Annotated in this window: 17 protein-coding genes; 5 read left to right on the top strand and 12 right to left on the bottom strand. The window is 68.0% G+C overall.

What is annotated here, in order from left to right:
• Window positions 1–63 precede the first annotated feature (63 nt).
• Entirely contained in the window at window positions 64–1,527 is a 1,464-nt protein-coding gene (locus Bsp3421_RS30340; RefSeq protein WP_274000196.1) for a mechanosensitive ion channel, read from the bottom strand.
• 304 nt (window positions 1,528–1,831) lie between these two features.
• Here Bsp3421_RS30340 and Bsp3421_RS30335 point away from each other — a divergent pair, with 304 nt between their 5' ends.
• Window positions 1,832–2,701 carry an AraC family transcriptional regulator gene (locus Bsp3421_RS30335; RefSeq protein ID WP_274000195.1) on the top strand — a complete coding sequence of 290 codons (870 nt, stop codon included), beginning with the start codon at window positions 1,832–1,834 and terminating at the stop codon, window positions 2,699–2,701.
• A 324-nt stretch (window positions 2,702–3,025) separates the two neighbouring features.
• On the opposite strand, the gene Bsp3421_RS30330 is transcribed toward Bsp3421_RS30335, so the two are convergent.
• A complete protein-coding gene (locus Bsp3421_RS30330) occupies window positions 3,026–3,343 on the bottom strand; it encodes a zinc ribbon domain-containing protein (RefSeq protein ID WP_274000194.1) in 318 nt (105 codons plus the stop codon).
• A gap of 13 nt (window positions 3,344–3,356) precedes the next feature.
• Window positions 3,357–6,098, bottom strand: a complete 2,742-nt coding sequence (locus tag Bsp3421_RS30325) for a heavy metal translocating P-type ATPase (protein WP_443111548.1) — start codon at window positions 6,096–6,098, stop codon at window positions 3,357–3,359.
• An 81-nt stretch (window positions 6,099–6,179) separates the two neighbouring features.
• Between Bsp3421_RS30325 and cadR the strand changes: the two genes are divergently transcribed.
• The gene (cadR, locus tag Bsp3421_RS30315; protein ID WP_252982026.1) at window positions 6,180–6,611 is read left to right on the top strand and encodes a Cd(II)/Pb(II)-responsive transcriptional regulator; all 432 of its coding nucleotides are present in this window, start codon (window positions 6,180–6,182) and stop codon (window positions 6,609–6,611) included.
• Between the two features lie 92 nt (window positions 6,612–6,703).
• Window positions 6,704–7,312: a PadR family transcriptional regulator gene (locus tag Bsp3421_RS30310; protein ID WP_274000193.1), complete on the top strand. Its 609-nt coding sequence runs from the start codon at window positions 6,704–6,706 to the stop codon at window positions 7,310–7,312.
• 155 nt (window positions 7,313–7,467) lie between these two features.
• Here Bsp3421_RS30310 and Bsp3421_RS30305 read toward each other — a convergent pair whose 3' ends face one another.
• From Bsp3421_RS30305 to putA, 4 genes are all read right to left on the bottom strand, one after another.
• Window positions 7,468–8,271 carry an ABC transporter substrate-binding protein gene (locus tag Bsp3421_RS30305; RefSeq protein WP_274000192.1) on the bottom strand — a complete coding sequence of 268 codons (804 nt, stop codon included), beginning with the start codon at window positions 8,269–8,271 and terminating at the stop codon, window positions 7,468–7,470.
• Between the two features lie 35 nt (window positions 8,272–8,306).
• Window positions 8,307–9,461 carry a pyridoxal phosphate-dependent aminotransferase gene (locus tag Bsp3421_RS30300; RefSeq protein ID WP_274000190.1) on the bottom strand — a complete coding sequence of 385 codons (1,155 nt, stop codon included), beginning with the start codon at window positions 9,459–9,461 and terminating at the stop codon, window positions 8,307–8,309.
• Window positions 9,462–9,657: 196 nt separating this feature from the next.
• On the bottom strand, window positions 9,658–10,797 hold the full coding sequence (locus Bsp3421_RS30295) for a branched-chain amino acid ABC transporter substrate-binding protein (RefSeq protein ID WP_274000188.1): 1,140 nt from the start codon (window positions 10,795–10,797) through the stop codon (window positions 9,658–9,660).
• A gap of 85 nt (window positions 10,798–10,882) precedes the next feature.
• Window positions 10,883–14,806 (bottom strand): trifunctional transcriptional regulator/proline dehydrogenase/L-glutamate gamma-semialdehyde dehydrogenase, encoded by a 3,924-nt coding sequence (gene putA, locus Bsp3421_RS30290; protein ID WP_274000186.1) that lies wholly within the window; start codon window positions 14,804–14,806, stop codon window positions 10,883–10,885.
• A gap of 284 nt (window positions 14,807–15,090) precedes the next feature.
• On the opposite strand from putA, the gene Bsp3421_RS30285 reads away from it, so the two are divergent.
• The gene (locus Bsp3421_RS30285; RefSeq protein ID WP_274004456.1) at window positions 15,091–15,234 is read left to right on the top strand and encodes a hypothetical protein; all 144 of its coding nucleotides are present in this window, start codon (window positions 15,091–15,093) and stop codon (window positions 15,232–15,234) included.
• A 7-nt stretch (window positions 15,235–15,241) separates the two neighbouring features.
• On the opposite strand, the gene Bsp3421_RS30280 is transcribed toward Bsp3421_RS30285, so the two are convergent.
• Both Bsp3421_RS30280 and hemE read right to left on the bottom strand, forming a co-directional pair.
• Window positions 15,242–17,500, bottom strand: coding sequence for a primosomal protein N' (locus Bsp3421_RS30280; protein WP_274000183.1), 2,259 nt, complete (start codon window positions 17,498–17,500; stop codon window positions 15,242–15,244).
• Window positions 17,501–17,934: 434 nt separating this feature from the next.
• Window positions 17,935–19,026, bottom strand: coding sequence for a uroporphyrinogen decarboxylase (gene hemE / locus Bsp3421_RS30275; RefSeq protein ID WP_337995301.1), 1,092 nt, complete (start codon window positions 19,024–19,026; stop codon window positions 17,935–17,937).
• A gap of 148 nt (window positions 19,027–19,174) precedes the next feature.
• On the opposite strand from hemE, the gene Bsp3421_RS30270 reads away from it, so the two are divergent.
• A complete protein-coding gene (locus Bsp3421_RS30270; protein WP_274000181.1) occupies window positions 19,175–19,951 on the top strand; it encodes a transporter substrate-binding domain-containing protein in 777 nt (258 codons plus the stop codon).
• Between the two features lie 510 nt (window positions 19,952–20,461).
• On the opposite strand, the gene Bsp3421_RS30265 is transcribed toward Bsp3421_RS30270, so the two are convergent.
• The 3 genes from Bsp3421_RS30265 to atpD form a co-directional block, all read right to left on the bottom strand.
• The gene (locus Bsp3421_RS30265; protein WP_274000179.1) at window positions 20,462–22,189 is read right to left on the bottom strand and encodes an AMP-binding protein; all 1,728 of its coding nucleotides are present in this window, start codon (window positions 22,187–22,189) and stop codon (window positions 20,462–20,464) included.
• A 146-nt stretch (window positions 22,190–22,335) separates the two neighbouring features.
• The gene (locus Bsp3421_RS30260; RefSeq protein WP_274000177.1) at window positions 22,336–22,761 is read right to left on the bottom strand and encodes a F0F1 ATP synthase subunit epsilon; all 426 of its coding nucleotides are present in this window, start codon (window positions 22,759–22,761) and stop codon (window positions 22,336–22,338) included.
• A 116-nt stretch (window positions 22,762–22,877) separates the two neighbouring features.
• The gene (gene atpD / locus Bsp3421_RS30255; protein ID WP_274000176.1) at window positions 22,878–24,272 is read right to left on the bottom strand and encodes a F0F1 ATP synthase subunit beta; all 1,395 of its coding nucleotides are present in this window, start codon (window positions 24,270–24,272) and stop codon (window positions 22,878–22,880) included.
• Between the last annotated feature and the right edge of the window lie 8 nt (window positions 24,273–24,280).

Here is a 24,280-nt window from a genome sequence, read left to right as displayed (position 1 = left end):
GGCCCGGCCTGACGTGGCTCCGCCTGAACACGACGCGGGGCATGGCGCCCCGCGTCCCGCGCGTTAGTCCTTGCGATCGCGCGTGTTGATCCAGCGGTCGAGCAGCTTGCCCGCCGCCTCGCGGCCGCCGAGACCGAACGACAGCGCCACCGCCACCGCGACCGCCCCGAGCACGAGCCCGAACGCGAGCTGCACGATCTCATTGGCGATGCCCATCGCGCGCAGCCCCATGGCGAACACGAGGCCGAGGATCGCGAATTGCGCGATCCGCGCGAGCAGGCCGCTCTGGTCGTGGTCGGCCTGCTGGATCACGCGGCGCGCGAGGCCGGCGAGCCAGAAGCCGATCACGAGGATCACGCCGCCCATCAGGATGTGCGCGCCGAACTCGATGAACAGCGTGACGACGTCGCGCACCTGCCCGAAGCCGAGCCGGTTCGCGGCCTCGACGGTCGCGAACAGCATCGCGAAGAAGATCACGAGCCGGCCGGCCAGCACCGACGGCTGCAACGTGCCCGAGAACACCCGTTCGACGCCGAGCACGGCGGGCAGCCCGTCGACGCCCGCCGCCACCAGCAGCTTCTGCACGAGCGTCGCGACGAAGCGCGCGACATAGAACGTGACGAGCAAGATCACGACCGCCGCGACGATGTCGGGCACCGCGCCGAGGAACTGGTCGAGCAGGCGCGTGGCCGGGCCCGAGATCGCCTCGATCTTCAGCGCGTCGAGCGCGGAAATCAGGGTCGGCACGAATACGAAGATATAGACCACGGTGCCGAGCAGGCTCGACAGTTTCACGGGCGTCGCGCTGTCGACGTTCTGCGTGAGACGGTCGGCGCCCGCCGCGCTCAGCAGGTTGACGACGAGGCCGCGCAGGATCCGCGCGACCACCCAGCCGACGAAGCCGATCACGACCGCCGCGAACACGTTCGGGACGATCGCGAGGATCTTGTCGATCATGCCCTGAACCGGCGACAGCAGCCCGTTCAGGTCGAACGCGGCGAGGATCGCGGGAATGAACATCAGGATCACGAGCCAGAACAGCACGTCGCCGAGATAGCCGCTCATCGGCTTCATGCCGGCCGTCTCGGACAGCTTGCCGTCGATCCGGCTCGCCTTCAGTGCCTTCCCCACGATGCTGCGCAAGAGCGAGGCGATCAACCACGCGATCAGCGCGAGCGCGCCGCCGCCGAGCAGGTTCGGCAGGTAGTTGATGATCTTGGTGACGAGCAGCGAGAACGGATTCGATACCGCGTAGAGGTTCAGCACGTTGAAGATGCCGACCGCGGTCACGAGCAGGATCAGCCAGAACAGGCCGCCCGCGACGATGCCTTCGACCTGCGCGCCCTGCCCGGTGCTCTCCGCGATGCGCTGGTCGACCTTCAAGGCGCCCAGCAGCTTGCGCACGCCGGCACGGACCAGCACGGCGATCAGCCAGCCGACGATCAGGATGCCGAGCGCGCCGGCGATCTTGGGCAGGTAAACGCCCAGGGTGCTTTGCAGCGATGTCAAGAAGCCGGATGAATCCATTTGTTCTCTCCCGAAAGCGTGTTGCTGCGGTTGGACATCGATGGACAACCTGCGGACTCCGAAAAATCGGGGCTGCCAGCGCGACCTTACACGGGGAACGATGGCGGATTCAATCGTTTTTCACCGTACTTAAACATTGATCAGCAAATCGTTACGGCCACGCGCACCATGCCGCGTTAAATAGTGCCAGATATAAGGGCGGACGCCCGCGCGACGCGGGCGCGGAACCGGTGCGGAGCGCAAGATTTGTCAAAAGGCGACGTGCTAAGGTGAGCGCCTGTTCCGCCGCCGCCGCGCCGCGCCGATGACCGCCACCCTGCCCGCCTGCTGGACCCGCTACCACGCCCGCCTCGCGCGCGTGCATGCGTATATCCGCGCCCACCTCGACGAACCGCTGGACCTGAACCGGCTCGCCGAGGTTGCGTGTCTGTCGCCCTATCACTGGCACCGGATCTACCAGGGGCTCTACGGTGAGTCGGTGGTGGCGACCGTGCGGCGCATCCGGCTCGCACGCGCGGCGGACGACCTGATCCGGACGGGGCGGCCGATCAGCGACATCGCGCAGCGCGCCGGCTACGGCTCGCCGCATGCGTTCAGCCGCGCGTTTCGCGACGCGTTCGGCATGCCGCCCGCGCAGTACCGGAGCCGGCGCGTGGCGCAACCCGCCCTTTCATCGCAACCAGGAGCGTCATCCATGACCCAGCATGAAGTCGTCTTGCGTCACCTCGATCCGATCGAGGTGTTGTCGGTGGACCATGTCGGCCCGTATCCGGAGATCGGTCTCGCGTTCGAGCAACTCGCGGGCTGGATCGGCGTGCGCGACCTGTTCGGTCCGGACACGCGCTGCATCGGCATCTTCTATGACGATCCGGATGCGACGCCCGCCGCGCAGTTGCGTTCGAAGGCCTGCTTCGCGCTGGGGCCGCGCGCGGCCGGCGTGACGGTCGAGCCGCCGGTGGCGCGCACCGTGATCGCGGGCGGCGAATATGCGGTGCTCACGCATCGCGGGCCTTACCAACAGCTTGCCGAGACCTACGACTGGCTGTACGGCACCTGGCTGCCGGACTCGGGCCGCGAGGCGGCCGACGCGCCGTCGTTCGAGCTGTATCTGAATTCGCCGCAGGAGGTGCGCCCCGCCGAGCTGCTGACGGAAATCCATCTGCCGCTGCGGTGAAGGAAAGCGCCGAGTGAAAGCGCCGAGTGAAAGCGCCGAGTGAAAGCGCCGAGTGAAAGCGCCGAGTGAAAGCGCCGAGTGAAAGCGCCGAGTGAAAGCGCCGAGTGAAAGCGCCGAGTGAAAGCGCCGAGTGAAAGCGCCGAGTGAAAGCGCCGAGTGAAAGCGCCGAGTGAAAGCGCCGAGTGAAAGCGCCGAGTGAAAGCGCCGAGTGAAAGCGCCGAGTGAAAGCGCCGAGTGAAAGCGCCGAGTGAAAGCGCCGAGTGAAAGCGCCGAGTGAAAGCGCCGGAGGGCGGGCATCCGCCCGCCCTCCGGCCCGCGCCTGGTCTAGGCGACCTGCGTCCCGCACCGCTGGCAGAAGCGCGCGGCCGCATCGAGCGCCGCGCTGCATTTGCCGCACGCGGCGGGCTTCTGCGACACGCCGCATTGCGAACAGAACTGCGCAGCCGCGCCGTTGAGCGCGCCGCAGCGCGCACAAGCCAGGTTTTGCAGCGGACCGCTGCCCGACGGCGGCGGAAAGCCACCGTTCGAATGGCCGCCCTGGTTGCCCCAGCCGTAGCCGCCGTGCCCGCCGCCGTGCCCGCGCGAAAAACCCCCGCCATGTCCGCGGCCGTGGCCGCCGGTGATCCATTTGAGCAGACTCATCTTCCGCCTCCGTTCAACGTTGTTGACGCAATAGACGCAGGCCGTTGCCGACCACGATCAGGCTCGCGCCCGCATCCGCGAACACCGCCATCCACATCGTGCCGAGCCCCGCGATAGTGAGACCGAGGAACACCAGCTTCACCAGCAACGCGAAACCGATGTTCTGCACCAGCACGCGGTGGGTCGCGCGCGACAGGCGCACGAACGCGGGAATCTTGCGCAGGTCGTCGTCCATCAGCGCGACGTCGGCCGTCTCGATCGCCGTATCGGTGCCCATCGCGCCCATCGCGAAACCGATATCAGCGCGCGCGAGCGCCGGCGCGTCGTTGATGCCATCGCCGACCATCCCGACCGCGCCCGGCCCCGCCGCCAGCTCGTTGACCGCCGCGAGCTTGTCTTCGGGCAGCTGGTTGCCGCGCGCATCGTCGATCCCGACCTGGGCCGCGATCGCCGACGCCGTATGCGGGTTGTCGCCCGTCAGCATCGCGGTGCGGATGCCGAGCGCGTGCAGTTCAGCGACAGCCTCGCGGCTCGTCTCCTTCACCGTGTCCGCGACTGCGAACAGCCCCAGCACCCGCGCGGCGTCGATCAGCATCACGACCGTCTTGCCCTGCTTCTCGAGCGCGTCAAGCCGCTCTTCCAGCGCAGGCGAGCAACGCTTCAGCTCCTCGACGAGGCGATGGTTGCCGAGCCAGTAGGCCGTGCCGTCGATCGTGCCGCGCACGCCGCGCCCGGGGATCGCCTCGAACTCGGCCACTTCCGCGAACGCGCCGGCCGGCGCCGCGTCGCCGCGCGCCGCCGCCGCAACCGCCTGCGACACCGGGTGGTCGGAACGGCTCGCGAGACTGGCCGCCAGATGGCGCACGCGCGCCGCGTCGACATCGGCCGCGCGCAGCTCGAAATCGGTCTGCACCGGCTTGCCGTGCGTGATCGTGCCGGTCTTGTCGAGTGCCAGCCAGACCAGCTTGCGGCCTTCCTCCAGGTACACGCCGCCCTTCACGAGAATGCCGCGTCGCGCGGCCGCCGCGAGGCCGGACACGATCGTCACCGGCGTCGAGATCACCAGCGCGCACGGACACGCGATCACGAGCAGCACCAGCGCGCGGTAGATCCAGTCGCGCCATGCGCCGTCGATCAGGAGCGGCGGCACGATCGCGACCAGCAAGGCGATCGCGAACACGACCGGCGTATAGACCCGCGCGAACTGATCGACGAAGCGCTGCGTCGGCGCCTTGGCGCCCTGCGCCTCCTCGACGGCGTGGATGATGCGCGCGAGCGTGGTGTTGCCCGCCACGGCCGTGACCCGATACTCGAACGAGCCCGATTCGTTGATGGTGCCGGCGAACACCGGATCGCCCTGGCCTTTTTCGACGGGCAGGCTTTCGCCGGTGATCGGCGCCTGGTTCACGGTCGAGCGGCCGGACACGATCTCGCCGTCGAGGCCGATGCGCTCGCCCGGCTTCACGCGCACCACCGCGCCGAGCACGACCTGCGCCGCCTCGATGGTCGCCCACGAGCCGTCGGGCTGGCGCACCGTGGCGGTGTCCGGCGCGAGCCGCATGAGCCCCTGGATCGCGTTGCGCGCGCGATCGAGCGACTTCGCCTCGATCAATTCCGCGATGGTGAACAACACCATCACCATCGCGGCCTCCGGCCATTGACCGATCACCATCGCGCCCGTCACCGCAATGCTCATCAGCGCATTGATGTTGAGGTTGCCGTTGCGGATCGCGATCCAGCCTTTCTTGTAGGTGGTGAGGCCGCAGGCAGCGACCGCCAGCACCGCGAGCGCGGCCGCGAGCCAGGTCGGCAGCCCGAACCAGGTGGCCGCCTCCGACGCGATCGCCGCGACGCCCGCCAGCGCGAGCGGCCACCACGGCTTCGCGCGCTCGGCGGGCAGCGCCGCGGGGCCGGGGCCGGCGTTGCCGGCGGCTTCCGGCGTCATGCCGAGCGAACGGATCGCGCTCGTGATCGCGGCTTCCGCGCCCGGCACGTGCTCGACCGTCAGCATGCGCTGCATCAGGTTGAATTCGAGCGTCGCCACTTCCTTCATGCCGCCGAGCTTCTTGCGGATCAGCGTTTCCTCGGTCGGGCAGTCCATCTGCATGATCCGGAACGCCGAACGCAGGTTGCCGTTCGCGGCCGCGCTGGCCCCCGGCAGCGGCGCGAGTGCGAGCGCGGCCGGCGCGCAGCAGCTGTCTGTGCCGTGGTCGTGCGCGTGGTCGTGGTCGTGGTCGTGCGCATGAGCGTGATCGTGGCTATGACCGCAGCTCGCGCCGTGCGTGTGCTCGTGCTCCTTTGTGCGCGGCGTATCGACACCCTCGCGAACGGATGCTTGCTCATGGTCGTGGCTGCAACCCCCGCCGTGCGCGTGGTCATGCGCGTGCTCGCGCCCGTCCGCGCGCGGCGTATCGACGCCCTCGCGAACGACGACTTGATCGTGCTCATGGTCGTGGCTGCAACCCTCGCCGTGCGCATGCTCGTGCGCCTTGCCGCGCGGCGTATCGACGCCCCCGCGAGCCGGTGCATGCTCGTGCTCGCGGCCATGTTCGTGGTCGTGGCCGCAGCCCGCACCGTGCGCGTGATCGTGCGTTTGCGCACGCGGCGCATCGACGCGCCCCGGCGCGCCATGAACGTGGCCGTCCTGGCCCTGTGCATGGCCGCGATGAGCGTGCCCGTGCGCGCCTGCGCACGTTTCGTCGTGGACATGTTCCGCGTCGCGGAGCCGGTCTCGCGCCTGGGTGGCTTCGGTCATTGCAACCTCCTGATTAGCTGACGGTGTACAGTTAACACCTTGAAGCCACTACAGGGTCAAGTGTTCCGTAAGGAGAGTGGAATGAAGATCGGTGAATTGGCCAAGGCCGCCCGCTGCACTCCCGAGACGATCCGTTTTTACGAGAAAGAGGGCCTGATGCCCGATGCGGAGCGGACCGATTCGAACTACCGCAACTACACGGAGACGCACGTCGAGCGCCTGCGCTTCATCCGCAATTGCCGCGCGCTCGACATGACGCACGACGAGATTCGCGCGCTGCTGCGCCTGACCGACGATCCCGCCGACCGCTGCGACTCGATCAACACGCTGCTCGACGAGCACATCGGCCACGTCGAGGCGCGCCTGACCGAGCTGCAGCACCTGAAGACGCAGCTCGCCGTGCTGCGCGAGCAATGCCAGGGCGAGCATACGGTCGAGGACTGCGGCATCGTGCATGGCCTCGCGACGATGGAAACCGTCGCGCCGCCCGCGAAGCGCACGCACGTCGGCTAAGGGCTGGCGGACGGCCGGGGCGGATGAGTTCCGGCTTGAGTTCATTCATGACTAGTCATAGAATAACTAGACATAAATGAACTATTCATATCATGTCTCGCTACTCCCCCCTGGCGCTGGCCGTGCTTGCCATGCTCACCGAAGCGCCGATGCACGCCTACCGCATCCAGCAGTTGATCAAGCTGCGCGGCAAGGACGAGGTCATCAACGTCCGGCAGCGCAACAGCCTGTACCAGACCCTCGACCGTCTGCTGCGCGACGCGCTGATCGTCGTGCACGACACCGCGCGCGACGGCGCGTTTCCCGAGCGCACCGTCTACGCGATCACCAACCTGGGCCGCGACACGGCGCGCGCGTGGCTGCGCGAGCAGCTCGCGGAACCCGCGCGCGAATTCCCGTCGTTTCCGGTTGCGTTGTCGATCCTGCCGCTGCTGTCGGTCGAGGATGCGCGGCGCCAGCTCGACGCGCGCATCGGCGCGCTCGAAAGTGAACTGGCGCGCCTTGAAGCCGCGCGCAATGAAGCGCAGGCGCGGCAGATTCCACGCCTGTTCCTGCTGGATAGCGAACTGCTGGAGGCGACGCTCAAAGCCGAGCTGGGCTGGGTGCGCAGCGTCGTCGAGCATTTGAAGGTCGGCGCGCTGACCTGGAGCGAGGCATGGCTGCGGGACATCGCCGAACGCCTGTCGCAGGCGGACGCCTGAGGTAAGCGCCTGAGGTAAGCGCCCGAGGTAAGTGCCCGAGGTAAGTGCCCGAGGTAAGTGCCCGAGGTAAGTGCCCGAGGTGAGCGCCCGAGGTGAGCGTTCAAGCAAGACCGGCCTCACGATCGCGCACGGGAACCTCCCGCGCGCCCACTCGCTCACCGCACGGAAATATCGATCTCGCCGAAATACTTGCGGCCCAGCGCCGCCACGGTGCCGTCGGCCTTGAGCCGCTCGATCGCCGCGTTCAGGCGCACGCGCAGCGCGTCGTCGCCCTTGCGCACACCGAACGCCACGCCGTTGCCGAGGATCCGCTCGTCGCGCACCGGCTCGCCGACGAACCCGAAGCCCTTGCTGTCCGGACGCGACAGGAACCCGCGCTGACCAGCCGGCGCGAGCACCAGCGTCGCGTCGAGCCGCCCGGCGACGAGGTCCGCATAGGCCTGATTCTGGTCCTGGTACGACACGACGCCCACGCCCGCCGGCGCCCAGTGCACCTTCGCGTAGGTCTCCTGGATCGAGCCCTGCAGCACGCCCACCCTGCGCCCCTTGAGCACCTCGGGTGTGGAGCCGAGCCCGCTCGACACGCGCGCGATCAAACGGGTCGGCACGTGATAGACGATCGTCGAGAAATCGATCGCCTGGCGTCGCTGCGCGGTGGCGTTCATCGACGAATTGATCGCATCGAACTTGCGCCCCTGCAGGGCCGGGATCAAGCCGTCGAACGACGTCTCGACCCATTTGCAGCTAAGCTTCGCCGCCTGGCAGACCGCATTGCCGACATCGATGTCGAAACCCTGCAGCGAACCGTCGGCCGCCTTCGATTCGAACGGCGGATACTGCGCCTCGACGCCGAAGCGCAGCGTCTGCGACGCATCGGCGGCCCACGCCGCGCCGCCGCCCGCGATGCAAAGCAAGCCCAGCGCGCCGGCCAGCGCGAATCGGAAGGTCAATCGTTTCATCGAAATTCTCCTTGGCAACAGTGGAATGCGCGGCGTCACACGCCACACAGGCGCCGCGCGCCTTCGAGCAGCGTCGCGTCGTCCTTCGCGAAGCTGAGGCGGATCAAGCCCGTGTCGGTGCCGTCCGTGTAGAACGCCGACAACGGGATCGTCGCGACGCGCGCGTCGCGAATCAGCCGCTGCACGAACGCGCTGTCGGATTCGTCGGAAAAATGCCGGAAGCGCGCGAGCATGAAGAACGAGCCCTCGCTCGGCAGCAGTTCGAAGCGCGACCCGGCGAGCGCAGCGGCGAACAGGTCGCGCTTGCGCTGGTAGAACGCGCCGAGCCCGAGATACGAGGACGGCTCCGCGAGCGTCTCGGCGAACGCATGCTGCATCGGCGTATCGGCCGAGAACACCATGAACTGATGCACCTTGCGGATCTCGTCCATCAGCGCGGCGGGCGCGAGGCAATAGCCGATCCGCCAGCCGGTCACGTGATACGACTTGCCGAACGACGACACGATCACGCTGCGCGCCGCGAGCGCGGGGTCGCGCGCCATGCCGAGATGGCGCGCGCCGTCGAACACGACGTGCTCGTACACCTCGTCCGACAGAATCACGATGCCGGTGTCGCGCGTGAGCGCCGCGAGCCGCACGAGATCGTCGTCGCCGAGGATCGTCGCGGTCGGATTGTGCGGCGTGTTGAGGATCAGCATGCGCGTGCGCGGCGTGAGCGCGGCCGCGACCGCGTCCCAGTCGATCCGGAACGTCGGCGCCGCGAGCTTGAGCGCGACGGGCGTCGCGCCCTGCAGGCGCACGATCGGCGCATAGCTGTCGAACGACGGCTCGAAGTAGATCACCTCGTCGCCGGGATGCACGAGCGCGCTGATCGCCGCGTAGAGCCCCTCGCTCGCGCTCGCGACCACGGTGATCTCCGTGGCCGGATCGTAGCGGGTGCCGTACAGGCGCTCGGTCTTGTCAGCGAGCGCGTCGCGCAGCGCGGCGACGCCGGCCATCGGCGCGTACTGATTGTGTCCGTCGCGCATCGCGCGGCTCGCGCGCTCGACGAGCGCCGGGTCGGGCGCGAAGTTGGGCGCCCCCTGCGACAGGTTCAGCGCATCGTATTCGGCGGCCAGCTGGCCGATCACGGTGAAGATCGTCGTGCCGACGTCGGGCAGCTTCGAACGGGGCGCGGCGGCGCTCTGCATGGCTCTCCTCCTGGTGTGGAACACGGCGGCGCGACCTGGCCGCGCGCCGTCCGTCAACGGATTGAGCCTCAGGCGCCGGATGCGGACAATCGAAAAGTTGTCATGCGGGCCATGCGCTGAGGTCATGGCCCGCACGCCGCGCGAAAAAAAGCGGCGCCCGAAGGCGCCGCCCTTGATGCCCGAATCGAATCCGCGCTTACTTGCCGCCGATGCTCTTCAGCGGCTTCCAGTCGCCGTTCTCGACCTTGTACATCGTGATGCCACCGTTCTTCAGGTCGCCCTTCGCGTCATACGCGACGTGCGTCGAGGTCACGCCCGCCATGTCGGTCTTCGCGAGGAACGGCAGGTACTTGGCCGGATCCGTCGAGTTCGCCTTCTTCATCGCGTCGAACATCGCCATCGCGCCGTCGTAGGCATACGGCGAGTAGGTCTGCACGTCTTCGCCGAAGCGCTTCTTGTACTTGTCCGCGTACGCCTTGCCGCCCGGCATTTCGGTCAGCGGCAGGCCCGCCAGCGAGGCGATCGTGCCGTTGGCCGCGTCGCCCGCGATCTTCAGGAAGGTCGGGGTCTTGACCATCTCGCCGCCCATCAGCGGTGCCGTGAGGCCGAGCGTCTTCATCTGCTTGGCCATCGGCGCGGCTTGCGAATCCGCGCCGCCGTAGTAGACGAGGTCCGGCTTCGACGACTTGATCTTGGTCAGAATCGCCTTGAAGTCGACCGCCTTGTCGTTGGTGAACTCGCGATCGATGATCGTGCCGCCCGCCGCCTTCGCCGCCTTCTCGAACTGGTCGGCGAGGCCCTGGCCGTACGCGGTGCGGTCGTCGACGATCGCGATCTTCTTCATGCCGAGATCCTTCACCGCGAAGGTGCCCGCCACCGAGCCCTGCTGCGTGTCGGACGTCATCATCCGGAAGGTCGTCTTGTAGCCTTGCTGCGTGTACTCGGGCGCGGTCGCCATCGCGATCTGCGGGATGCCCGCGTTCGCGTAGATGCGCGATGCCGGGATCGTCGTGCCCGAATTGAAGTGGCCGAGCATGCCCTTGATGCCGTCGTCGACGAGCTTCTGGGCCACCGTCGTGCCGGTGCGCGGATCGGCCTGGTCGTCCTGCGTGTCGAGCACGAACTTGATGGGCTTGCCGCCGATCGTCGGCTTCGACGCGTTGATGTCGTCGATCGCGAGCGCGATGCCGTTCTGCATGTCCTTGCCGTAGTGAGCCTGGGCACCCGTCATCGGCCCTGCATAGCCAATCTTGACGTCATCTGCATGCGCCGTCCCCGCGAGCGACATGACCGCAACGAACGTCGCGCCTGCCAGCTTTTTCATCGTGTGTTGCATAGCTTCTCCTAGGTACCAGGGTAAATGGAGCGGCATCGGGTTCACCGTGCCGCTTCCGTTTGCTTGAGTCGATCAGCCAGGATGGCTAGCCGATCGTCATCAAATTTGCATTGCCGCCCGCCGCCGCGGTATTCACGCTGACCGAACGCTCGGTCAACAAGCGTTCGAGCGCGTAATCCTCATCGCCGTGCTCGAACGCACCCGCCGCCACGCCCTGCACCGACACGATCGGCCCCGGCCGTTGCGCGACCTCCTTCACCAGCGCGAGCAGCTCGTCGCTGTCGCCTTCGAACAGCACCGCGTCGAACGACGCGTCGGCCTGCTTGCGCACGCTCGCGTACGGCTTCAGCGCGGCCGGCAGCGCAGCCGCCAGCGCCTCGCCCGCCGCGCCGGCGAACAATGCGCGGTTGCCGGTCGCGAGCACCGCCGCGAACTGCGCGCGCGCGCCGCCCGGCGTCGCCGCGACGCACAGCACCGTGCCGCGCGCCCCGAGTGTATACGTGTTGCGCTCGCCCGTCGGCCCTGCGAGCACCGCGGTTGCACCCGCCGGCACGTGCGACAGGTAGCCGTCGCAACGCGCCGCGCAGGCCGGCTCGCGCTGCTCGATCAGCCAGTCGCGCAGCGCGGTCAGCGCCGCCGTCGGCTGCGCGGCCGCGCCGTCCGTCGCCGCCTCCGCGACCAGCGAGGTCGCGAGCGACTTCGGCAGGCCCGCCGGCCGCGTCGCGAGCAGGCGCTGCAGGTAGAGCGCGCCGCCCGCCTTCGGACCCGTGCCCGACAGGCCCTCGCCGCCGAACGGCTGGACCCCGACCACCGCGCCGATCACGTTGCGGTTCACGTAGATGTTGCCGACGTGCGCATGCCCGATCACATGCGCGATCGTCTCGTCGATCCGCGTGTGGATCCCGAGCGTGAGGCCATAGCCCGTCGCGCGGATCTGTTCGAGCAGCTTGTCGAGCCCCGCACGGCGATAGCGTACGACGTGCAGCACCGGCCCGAACACCTCGCGCTTGAGCTCGTCGATGCTGTTGATCTCGATCAGCGTCGGCGGCACGAAGGTGCCCTGCGCGCAGTGCTCCGGCGCGGGCAGCTGGGTCACGCCGTGCCCCTTGTCCTTCATCGTCGCGATGTGCGTGTCGATCATGCGCTTCGCGTCGGCGTCGATCACCGGGCCGACGTCGGTCGACAGGCGGTCCGGGTTGCCGAGCGCCAGCTCGCGCATCGCGCCTTTCAGCATCGTCAGCGTGCGATCCGCGACATCGTCCTGCAGACACAGAACGCGCAGCGCCGAACACCGTTGACCGGCCGAGTCGAACGACGACTGCATGACGTCCGCGACCACCTGCTCGGCGAGCGCCGACGAGTCGACGATCATCGCGTTCTGGCCGCCCGTCTCCGCGATCAGCGGAATCGGCTTGCCGTCCGGGTCGAGGCGCGACGCCAGCGTCTTGTTGATCAGGCGCGCGACTTCGGTCGAGCCGGTGAACATCACCGCACGGGTGCGCGGATCGGCCACGAGCGCCGCGCCGACCGTCTCGCCGTCGCCGGGCAGCAGCTGCACCGCGCCCGCCGGCACGCCGGCCTCGCGCAACAGCCGCACGGCCTGCGCGGCGATCAGCGGGGTTTGCTCGGCCGGCTTCGCGAGCACGGTGTTGCCGGCCGCGAGCGCGGCGGCCACCTGGCCCATGAAGATCGCGAGCGGGAAATTCCACGGGCTGATGCAGACGACGGGGCCCAGCGGGCGATGCGTGTCGTTCGAGAACTCGTCGCGGATCTGCGCCGAGTAGTAGCGCAGGAAGTCAATCGCCTCGCGGATTTCCGCGACCGCGTTCGGCAGCGACTTGCCCGCCTCGCGCACGACGAGGCCCATCAGCGTGTGCATCTGCGCTTCGAGCAGGTCGGCCGCGCGCGCGAGACAGTCGGCGCGCGCGTCGACGGGCGTCGCCTGCCAGATCGGCGCGGCGGCCACGGCGTGCGCGAGCGCCGCGCCCACCTGCTCGGACGTCGCCTCGCTGACCGTGCCGACCAGGTCGCGCAGGTCGGCCGGGTTGCGCACGTCGCGCGCGGGGGCGTCGGGGAGCGCGTCGTCCGCGAGCAGCGGCGCGGCGCGCCACGGATGATGCGCGCTCGCGAGCAGCGCCGACGACAGCGACGCGAGCCGGTGTTCGTTCGACAGGTCGAGGCCCATCGAGTTGGGCCGTTCGTCGCCGTACAGCTGGCGCGGCAGCGGGATCTTCGCGTGCGGCGCGCCGAGCGGCGCGAGCTTCGACGCCTCGTCGACCGGATCCGCGATCAGTTCCTTCACCGACACCGTCTTGTCCGCGATGCGGTTCACGAACGAGGTGTTCGCGCCGTTCTCGAGCAGACGACGCACCAGGTAGGCAAGCAGCGTCTCGTGGGTGCCGACGGGCGCGTACACGCGGCACGGCCGGTTCATCTTGTCGCGGCCCGTGACTTCCTCGTACAGCGGCTCGCCCATGCCGTGCAGGCACTGGAATTCATACTGGCCCGGGTAGTAGTTCTGGCCGGCCAGGTGGTAGATCGCGGACAGCGTGTGCGCGTTGTGGGTCGCGAACTGCGGATACACGGCGTCGGGCGCGCCGAGCAGCTTCTTCGCGCACGCGAGGTAGGACACGTCGGTGTAGATCTTGCGCGTGTAGACCGGATAGCCTTCGAGGCCGTCCACCTGCGCGCGCTTGATTTCGGAATCCCAATAAGCGCCCTTGACGAGCCGCACCATCAGGCGGTGACGGCTGCGGCGCGCGAGATCGACGAGGTAGTCGATCACGAACGGGCAGCGCTTCTGGTAGGCCTGCACCACGAAGCCGATGCCGTTCCAGCCGGCCAGCTCCGGGTCGAAGCACAGCGCCTCGAGCAGGTCGAGCGACAGCTCGAGGCGGTCGGCCTCCTCGGCGTCGATGTTGAGGCCGATATCGTAGCGGCGCGCCAGCAGCGCGAGCGCGCGCACCCGCGGCAGCAGCTCGCTCATCGTGCGCTCCTGCTGCACGCGCGAATACCGCGCATGCAGCGCCGACAGCTTGATCGAGATGCCCGGGCCTTCATAGATGCCGCGGCCGCCCGCGGCCTTGCCGATCGCGTGGATCGCCTGCTCGTACGATGCGTAGTAGCGCTGCGCATCCTCCTCGGTGGTGGCCGCCTCGCCCAGCATGTCGTACGAGTAACGGAAGCCGCGCGCTTCGTACTTGCGGCTGTTCGCGAGCGCCTCCGAGATCGTCTCGCCCGTCACGAACTGCTCGCCCATCAGGCGCATCGCCATGTCGACGCCCTTGCGGATCAGCGGCTCCCCGCCCTTGCCGATCAGACGCGTGAGCGCCGACGACAGGCCCGCCTCGCTGTTGGTCGTCACGAGCTTGCCCGTGATCATCAGCCCCCAGGTCGCGGCGTTCACGAACAGCGACGGCGCGTGGCCGACGTGCGAGCGCCAGTCGCCCTTGCTGATCTTGTCGCGGATCAGCGCGTCGCGGGTCGCGCGATCGGGAATCCGCAGCAGCGCCTCCGCGAGACACATCAGCGCGACGCCTTCCTGGCTCGACAGCGAGAACTCGTGGATCAGGCCCTCGACGCCCCCGCCCGTGCTCTTCTCGCGCAGCGCCTCGACGAGCGTGCCGGCGAGCGTCTGCACGTCGGCCGCGAGGTTCGCGGGCAGGCGCGCCTGGCCCAGCAGGAACGGCACGCACTCGGGCTCGGGCCGGCGGTACGCGGCCGTGATCGCGGCGCGCAGCACCGATTGCGGCTGCACGCTCTGCGCGAACTCGAGGAACGGATGCGGCGCGCCATCCTCGTCCGACTCCGCCGGATGATCGGACAGCTCGGTAACGCCCGGATGGCCGGACAGCTCGGGCGGCAACTGGCCATGCTCGATGCGTTCGAGGTAGGCGAAGATCGCCTGCTTGATCAGCCAGTGAGGAGTGCGTTCGAGCCGCGACGCCGCGTCCTTCAGGCGCGAGCGCAGCAGGTCGTCGACTTTGACGCCTAGGGTGGTGCTTGCCATGGTTCCTTCTTGTCCGGCGCGGTGCCGGCGGGTGACGGGGGAAGATGCGCGGAATCGTAAGCCACCCAATAAAAAGGTGCAACCAAATCAAAAGATTGGTTGCACCCTTATAAAGCTATTTATTATCAATATCTTACACTCGTGCAACCGGGTCGCACCAGCCCCCTCGGCGATCGGTATTTTCCCTTATCCCTGTCAGATTTGCTGGCTACAGATTGCCGTGGATGTGGCCGTATACCCGGGTAGCATGCGGCCGCCCCTTCGCGCGGCCGCGAGGAGGCAAGATGGACGCTTGGGTAGTCATTGGAATTGTGTTGGCGGGCTGGGTGGCGGGCGTGATCATATTCGTGCGCGGCGCCTCGCCGGTCGTGGGCCAGGCCCTCGATCTCGCGCGCCTCGAACGGCGCACGCTGCGGGCGCACGAATAGCGCGGCGTCAGATGTCGAGCGGATCGACCTCGACGCCCCAGCGCAACACCCCCTTCAACGCGCGCAGCACCGGATGCCACGCGCGCAGCGTATGCTGCAGCGCCGCGCGCGACGCGCTTTCGAGCAGCAGTTGCGCGCGGTGGACATTCGCCACCTTCACGATCGTCATCGGCACGGCATCGTAGACCGTGACGCGCTCCGCGCCGGGCAAGCCGGCCAGCGCCGCGGCGGCCTGCTGCAGGAACGCCAGCGCGGCGTCGATCGTGCGCCCCTCGGCGCGCAGCAGCGCCTGATAGACGAACGGCGGCAGGTGCGCGTCGCGCCGCTCGCCGAGCGTCGCATTCGCGAACCCCACGTAATCGTGCCGCGTCAGCGCGTGATAGAGCGCGTGGCGCGGATAGCGGGTCTGGATCAGCACCTCGCCGGGCAGGCCCGCGCGGCCCGCGCGGCCGCTCACCTGCATCAGCTGCGCGAACAGCCGCTCGCTCGCACGGAAGTCGTGCGAGAACAGCGCGGTGTCGGCGTTCAGCACGCCGACCAGGGATACGCGCTGGAAATCGTGCCCCTTCGCGATCATCTGCGTGCCGACCAGGATATCAACCTCGCCCGCGTGCACGTCGGAAAACAGCGCCTGCGCGCTGCCCTTGCGGCGCGTGCTGTCAGCGTCGATGCGCAGCACCCGCGCGCCCGGCACCGCCTCCGCGAGCGTCTCCTCGACCCGCTGCGTGCCGCGCCCGAGCGGCGCGATGTCGACGTTGCCGCACTCGGGGCAATTGTGCGGAATCCGTGATTCCCAGCCGCAATGGTGGCAGCGCAGCGCGCGCTCCGGCTTGTGCAGCACCACGTAGGCGCTGCAGCGCGGGCAGCCGGCGACCCAGCCGCAGGCGTCGCACGCGAGCGCCGGTGCATAGCCGCGCCGGTTCAGGAACACCAGGCTTTGCTCGCCGCGCTCGACGCGCGCCTTCAGCGCGGCGACGAGCGGGCCGGACAGCCCGCCCTGCGAGGCGCGCCCGCGTCGCCGCTCCTCTTCGAGATCGATCAGGCGCACGCTCGGCAGCACCGCGTCGGCCACCGCGCGCCGCGACAGCGTGAGCCGCGTGTAGCGCCCCTGCTCGGCCTGCCACCAGGTTTCGAGCGACGGCGTCGCCGAGCCCAGCACGACCGGAATCGCCAGTTGCTTCGCGCGCCAGACCGCAAGATCGCGCGCCGAATAGCGCAAGCCTTCCTGCTGCTTGTACGCAGGCTCGTGCTCCTCGTCGACGACGATCAGCGCGAGCGTCGGCAGCGACGCGAGCACCGCGAGCCGCGTACCGAGCACGATGCGCGCGCGGCCGGTGTGCGCGGCGAGCCAGTGACGCGCCCGTTCGCCCTCGGCGAGGCCGCTGTGGAGCGTGACGATCGCGTCGCCCGGCAGGCTGGCCGCGAAGCGCGCGCGAAACGCGGCCTCGAACTGCGGCGTCAGGTTGATCTCGGGCACGAGCACGAGCACCTGTGCGTCGGGCCGCGCGGACAGGAGCGCCGCGAGCGCGCGCAGATACACCTCGGTCTTGCCACTGCCCGTCACACCGTGCAGCAGGAACGGCGCGAAGCCTTGCGCGGCCGTGATCGCGTCGAGCGCCTCGGCCTGTTGATCGGTGAGTTGCGGCGGCGTCGCATCGCGCGCGTCGGCGGCCGCCGGCGCGGCGCCCGCTTGCGCCGCGCCAACCGCGATCTCGTCGCAGGCGACCCAGCCGCGCGCCTGCCATTCGTCGAGCGTCGCCACCGCCTTGGGGTGAAGCGCACGCACCTCGACGAGCGACAGCGCCACGGCCGCCTCGCCGAGCGCCAGCGCGAGCCGGCGCAGCGCCCCCGCGCGCGCCGGCAGCGCGTCGGGCAGGGCCTCGCGGCCCGCCGGCAGCAGCCGGTAGCGCAGCTCGGGCGCGAGCAGCCGACCCCAGCGCCCGGCGTCGCGCAGCGCCTGCGGCAACGCCGGCAGCGCCACTTCGCCGCGGCCGCGCTGGTAATAGTCGGCGGCGAACGACACGAGGTCGAGCCAGTGCGCCGACAGCGGCGGCAGCTCCGCGCAGAGCGCCTCGACGTCCTTCACCCGCGCCGCGGGGACGTCACTGCGAGCCGTCACTTCGCAGATGAGCCCGACCGCGAGACGCCGCCCGAACGGCACCTGGACGAGCATGCCGGGCACCGGCGGCAGGTCCATGCGGTAGCGGTAGTCGAACAGCGTCTGCAGCGGATGGTCGAGCGCGACGCGGACGAAGCAATCCGTCATCGCCGCGCCGCCGACGGCGCGGGCGCCCGCGCCGCGCAAACGCCCGTCGCGGAGGCGAAGTTAAAGTAAAACATCACTTTCGGCGCTAAGTTTTGGATTCTCATTAGGAATCGCGGCCACCCGTGCAGCCTGTGGATAACTTTGTTGAGAACTTCCGTCGATCGACGCTGGAACGGCCTTGTGTCCGGCAGCCCGTCGCTTTTTCGAGATTAGGTCCGGTGGCCGCAAAGCCTTATCCCGTAAGGCTGCTATCTAATTTCCACGATCATAGCGAGACGCGGCCTGCGATACGGGTGTCTACCGCGCTGCAACGACTGAAATGTGTATAAGTCAAGTCTTGACAAGCATCGGATCGGCATGCGGTCAAGGCCGGCGAGCGATCGGGGCGGTTCTGCCCCGCATTCTCGCCTTGCAACGCAGCATGCGGAGCGCTTTCAGGCCGTGCCCTGGCGGATCGCGCGGCTATGCCGATGCACCTCGTCGACCAGCTCCGTGACGTGCTCGGGCGGCGTGAACTGCGAGATGCCGTGGCCGAGATTGAACACGTGGCCGGGATGGTTGCCGTAGCTGTCGAGCACCGCGCGCGCCTCGGCGCGGATCGCCTCGGGAGGCGCGAACAGGATGGTCGGATCGAGGTTGCCCTGCAGCGCCACCTGCCCCGCCACGCGCTCGCGCGCGCGGCCCGGGTTGACGGTCCAGTCGAGGCCCACGGCGTCGACGCCCGTCTGCGCGATCTCCTCGAGCCACAGGCCGCCGCCCTTCGTGAAGGTGATCACCGGCACCCGCTCGCCGTCGTGCTCGCGCTTGAGCTGGGCGACGACGCGCCGGATGTAGTCGAGCGAGTAGCGCTGATACGCACCGTCCGCGAGCGCGCCGCCCCAGGTGTCGAAGATCATCACGGCCTGCGCGCCCGCGTCGATCTGTGCGTTCAGGTACGCGGCCACCGCCTGCGCGTTGATGTCGAGGATCCGGTGCATGAGGTCCGGGCGCGCGTAGGCCATCGATTTCACGGTGCGGAAATCGTCGGAGCCGCCGCCCTCGACCATGTAGCAGGCGAGCGTCCACGGGCTGCCGGAAAAGCCGATCAGCGGCACGCGCTGGCGCCCCTGGCCGTCGGTCAGCGCGCGGCGGATCTCGCGCACCGCATCGGTCACATAGCCGAGCGTCGCGCCGATGTCGGGCACCGCGAGCTTCGCGACGTCGGCCTCGGTGCGCACCGGATGCGCGAACTTCGGCCCTTCGCCCGTCGCGAAATCGAGGCCGAGCCCCATCGCGTCGGGAATCGTCAGGATGTCGGAGAACAGGATCGCGGCGTCGAGCGGATAGCGCTCGAGCGGCTGCAGCGTGACTTCCGTCGCGTAGTCCGGGTTCTTCGCGAGACCGAGGAAGCTGCCCGCACGCGCGCGCGTCGCGCGGTACTCCGGCAGGTAGCGGCCGGCCTGGCGCATCAGCCAGATCGGCGTGTAGTCGGTCGGCTCGCGCAGCAGGGCGCGCAGGAAGGTGTCGTTGAGCAGGGTATGGGCCACGGTGAATCCGACGAAGCGAAAGCAAAGGGGCATTCTACCGGACAGCGGCCCGCCGCCCGCGCCCGCCCCGCGCTTCGCGTCCATATGACGCGCGGGGCGGCTCCGTTATGATCGGGCGCTTCCCCAGGCCCGTTTGCAAGGAGACTCCATGAAACACTCGCTGATCGCGCTCGGCGCGGCGCTCGCCTGCGCCGCAGGCCACGCCGGCGCCCAGGACGCCGCGCCGTCGCGGCTCGACGACGTGCTCGCGCGCGGCGCGCTGCGCATCTGCACCACCGGGGACTACAAGCCGTATTCATCTGCGCGCGCCGACGGCCGCTTCGAGGGCATCGACATCGACATGGCCGAATCGCTCGCGAAGTCGCTCGGCGTGAAGGCCAGCTTCGTGAAGACCAGCTGGCCGACGCTCACCGACGACTTCATCGCGCGCTGCGACATCGCCGTGGGCGGCGTGTCGGCCACGCTGGAGCGCCAGAAGCGCGTGTTCTTCAGCGCGCCGTACGCGATCGACGGCAAGACGCCGATCGTGCGCTGCGCGGACGTCGACAAGTATCAAACCGTCGCACAGATCGACCAGCCGTCGACCCGCGTGATCGTGAATCCGGGCGGCACCAACGAGCGCTTCGCGAAGCAGTTCTTCACCCACGCGAATCTCACCGTCTACCCGGACAACGTGACGATCTTCAAGGAAATCCTCGCCGGCCGCGCGGACGTGATGGTGACCGACGCCTCCGAGACCCGGCTGCAGCAGAAGCTCAACCCGGGGCTGTGCGCCGTGCACCCGGACCAGCCGTTCCAGTACGGCGAAAAGGCCTACATGCTGCCGCGTGGCGACGTGGTGTTCCAGCAGTACGTCGACCAGTGGCTGCACCTCGCGCGCGAGACCGGCGCGTATCGCGCGATCTCCGATCGCTGGCTCAAGTAGTCCGTCGCGCGGCCCTGCCGCGCTCACCCGATCACGAATTCACGGATATCCGACGGCGCCCGCCAGGCGCCGGCACCACCCGCGCGACAGGAGAATAAACATTCACCCGATTCAATGCGGAAAATGCATCCAATATGGCGGTAAAAATGACTTTTTATCACATAGAGGACAGTAAAAAATCCCGGAGAGCCTTATCTGGCGGGCGTTACAACCTGAAACACTTTGTTACCGCGCGGCCTGCCTAATTCGCCCACAATGCCTCTCACGGTTTCAACACGGATGCGGTCTGGTGTGCCGAGTGTGAGCGGATGCAAAGCACACCTCATGTCCGTCGGCCTCGTGCCGAATCCCTTCTAAGGGGCATCCTTGTTGAAGTCGTGGTCGGCTCATACCGATGCGCTTCACCGATGGTCTCCTCGCGCTAACCCCGTAGCGTGTGGTTTTTAGCGGGCTAATAAGCCCGCTTTTTTTCGTCCGTTGAAAACGTCGACAGGCAGCGGGCCCGGCCGCTCAGGCCGTTTTCGGCACGTCGAGGTGCAATTCCTCGATCATCCGGTCGCGCATCACGAACTTCTGCACCTTGCCCGTCACCGTCATCGGTAGCGCGTCGACGAAGCGCACATAGCGCGGCACCTTGTAGTGCGCGATCTGGCCGCGGCAAAACTCGCGCAGCTCGTCGTCACTCATCGCCTCGCCCGCGCGCAGCACGACCCACGCACACACCTCCTCGCCGTACTTCGCATCGGGCACGCCGAACACCTGCACGCTCTGGATCTTCGGATGCCGGAACAGGAACTCCTCGATCTCGCGCGGATAGATGTTCTCCCCGCCGCGGATCAGCATGTCCTTCAGGCGGCCGACGATGTTGCAGAAGCCCTCCTCGTCGAGCGTCGCGAGATCGCCGGTGTGCATCCAGCCGTCGACGATCACCTCGGCCGTCTTCGCCTCGTCGCCCCAGTAGCCCTGCATCACCGAATAGCCCTTCGTGCACAGCTCGCCCGTCGCGCCGACCGGCACAATCGCGCCGAGCGGATCGACGATCTTCGCCTCGAGATGCGGCTGGATCCGGCCGACGGTCGTGGTGCGCTTCTCGAGCGAATCGGTGGTCGTGCTCTGGAACGACACCGGGCTCGTTTCCGTCATCCCGTAGGCGATCGTCACCTCGGCCATGTGCATCGTCGACACCACCCGCTTCATGGTCTCGATCGGGCACGGCGAGCCCGCCATGATGCCGGTGCGCAGCGAGCCGAGGTCGAAGCGCTCGAACTCGGGGTGATCGAGTTCCGCGATGAACATCGTCGGCACGCCGTGCAGCGCGGTGCAGCGCTCCTCGGCGACCGCCGCGAGCGCCGCGCCCGGCTCGAACGCCTCGCCCGGAAACACCATCTTCGCGCCCGCCGACACACAGGCGAGCACCGCCAGCACCATCCCGAAACAGTGGTACAGCGGCACCGGAATGCACAGCGCGTCGTGTTCGGTGAGCTTCATCACGCGCGCGATCGAACCGGCGTTGTTGACGACGTTGCGGTGCGTGAGCGTCGCCCCTTTCGGGCTGCCCGTCGTGCCGCTCGTGAACTGGATGTTGATCGGCTCGTCCGACGCGAGCGTCGCGCCGAGCGCATCGAGCCGCGCGGGATCGTGCGCGGCGCGGCCGCGCGCCAGCAGCTCGGCGAAGCTCAGCATGCCGCGCGGCGCGACGTCCGCCATCGACACGACCGTGCGCAGCGCCGGCACGCGCGCCGCGTGCAGCGCGCCCGGCGCATCGCCGGCCAGCTCGGGCGCGATCTCCTCGAGCATCTCGGCATACGTGGTGGTCTTGAAGCGCTCCGCGGCGACGAGCAGCGTGCAGCCGACCTTGTTCAGCGCGTATTCGAGTTCCGCGAGCCGATAGGCGGGATTGATGTTGACGAGGATCGCGCCGATCCGCGCGGTCGCGAACTGGGTGAGCAGCCACTCGACCCGGTTGGGCGACCAGATGCCGACCCGGTCGCCCTTGCCGACGCCGAGCGCGAGGAAGCCCGCGGCAAGCACATCGACTTCGGCGACGAACTCGCGCCAGGTCCAGCGCACCTGCTGCTCGCGGAACACGACCGCCGGCCGGTCCGGGAAACGCCGCGCGGCGTCGGCCAGGAACGCGCCGATCGTGGCCTCGTTCAAGGGCGCGTCGGTGGCGCCGCGGACATACGAAACACCGCCCTGGGGCGCGATGAGCGCGTTGCTGCCTTGGACTGCCGCCATATGCTGTCTCCGCGAGAGGAATCTACCGTCGTTATCCGGCCATTGTGCCATCCCCTTACGATCGCCCGACATCAAGTGTTACCCGGGCGCGCCAACGAAAAGAGCAGCCCGAAGGCTGCTCTTGTTCGTGATGCGGAACCGCGCGCTTAGTGCTTGCTGCGGATCTTCGCGAGACGCTGGATCGCCTCGAGCTGCGCCATCGCGGTGGCCAGCTCCGACTGCGCCTTCGCGAGGTCGAGATCCGATTTCGCGTTCTGCAGCGTTTCTTCCGCGCGCTTGCGCGCTTCCTCGGCTTTCGCCGCGTCGAGATCCTTGCCGCGGATCGCGGTGTCGGCGAGCACCGTCACGGCGCCCGGCTGCACCTCGAGAATGCCGCCGGCGACGAACACGAATTCCTCGCTGCCGCTCTCGACCTCGATGCGCACTGCGCCCGGACGGATCCGGGTGATGAGCGGCGTGTGGCCCGGCAGAATGCCCAGCTCACCCGTTTCGCCCGGCAGCGCGACGAATTTCGCCTGGCCCGAGAAGATTTCCTCTTCCGCGCTGACGACGTCTACTTTGATGGTTGCCATATCGACTCCAATCTCATGCACGGGTTGAGCGTATTGCGGCCGGCGCAACCGCCCGGGATAACAGTCGGACTAATAATCCCGGCCGGTACTGCGCCAGCATGCGACCACTCGAACCCTTACTGGATCTTCTTGGCCTTCTCGAAGGCTTCGTCGATCGTGCCGACCATGTAGAACGCTTGTTCCGGCAGGTGGTCGCACTCGCCGTCGACGATCATCTTGAAGCCACGGATCGTTTCCTTCAGCGGCACGTACTTGCCCGGCGAGCCCGTGAACACTTCCGCGACGTGGAACGGCTGCGACAGGAAACGCTGGATCTTCCGCGCGCGCGCGACCGACAGCTTGTCTTCCGGCGACAGTTCGTCCATGCCCAGAATCGCGATGATGTCGCGCAGTTCCTTGTAGCGCTGCAGCGTCTGCTGCACGCCGCGCGTGATCGTGTAGTGCTCTTCGCCGATCACGTTCGGGTCGATCTGGCGCGAGGTCGAATCGAGCGGATCGACTGCCGGGTAGATACCCAGCGAGGCGATGTCACGCGACAGCACGACGGTTGCGTCCAAGTGACCGAAGGTGGTCGCCGGCGACGGGTCGGTCAAGTCATCCGCAGGGACGTACACGGCCTGGACCGACGTGATCGAGCCCGTCTTGGTCGACGTGATCCGTTCCTGCAGCTTGCCCATTTCTTCAGCCAGCGTCGGCTGATAGCCCACGGCCGACGGCATCCGGCCGAGCAGTGCCGACACTTCGGTACCGGCCAGCGTGAAACGGTAGATGTTGTCGACGAAGAACAGCACGTCGAGGCCTTCGTCACGGAAGTGCTCGGCCATCGTCAGGCCGGTCAGCGCGACGCGCAGACGGTTGCCCGGCGGCTCGTTCATCTGGCCGTACACGAGCGCGACCTTGTCGAGAACGTTCGAGTCCTTCATTTCGTGGTAGAAGTCGTTCCCTTCACGGGTACGCTCGCCCACGCCCGCGAACACGGAGTAACCGCCGTGCTCCTTCGCGATGTTGTTGATGAGCTCCATCATGTTGACGGTCTTGCCCACCCCTGCACCACCGAACAGACCGACCTTGCCGCCCTTCGCGAACGGGCAGATCAGGTCGATGACCTTGATGCCGGTTTCGAGCAGTTCGGTCGACGGCGACAGTTCGTCGAACGCCGGCGCCTTCTGGTGGATCGAACGCGTCGTTTCGCTTTCGATCGGGCCCGCTTCGTCGATCGGACGGCCGAGCACGTCCATGATCCGGCCGAGGGTCGGCTTGCCGACCGGCACCGAGATCGGCTTCCGCGTGTTCTTCACCACCAGACCGCGGCGCAGGCCGTCGGATGCACCCAGACAGATGGTGCGGACCACGCCGTCGCCCAGCTGCTGCTGGACTTCGAGCGTCAGTTCCGAGCCATCGAGAATGAGCGCGTCGTAGATCTTCGGCATGCTGTCGCGCGGGAATTCCACGTCGATAACGGCGCCGATGCACTGTACGATCTTGCCTTCTACCAAAGCAGCAGTACTCATCGCTTTTC

The organism is Burkholderia sp. FERM BP-3421, assembly GCF_028657905.1.
Classification (GTDB): domain Bacteria; phylum Pseudomonadota; class Gammaproteobacteria; order Burkholderiales; family Burkholderiaceae; genus Burkholderia.
Note: the sequence above shows the minus strand (reverse complement) of the source record. Positions and strands in the feature narration are given on the sequence as shown.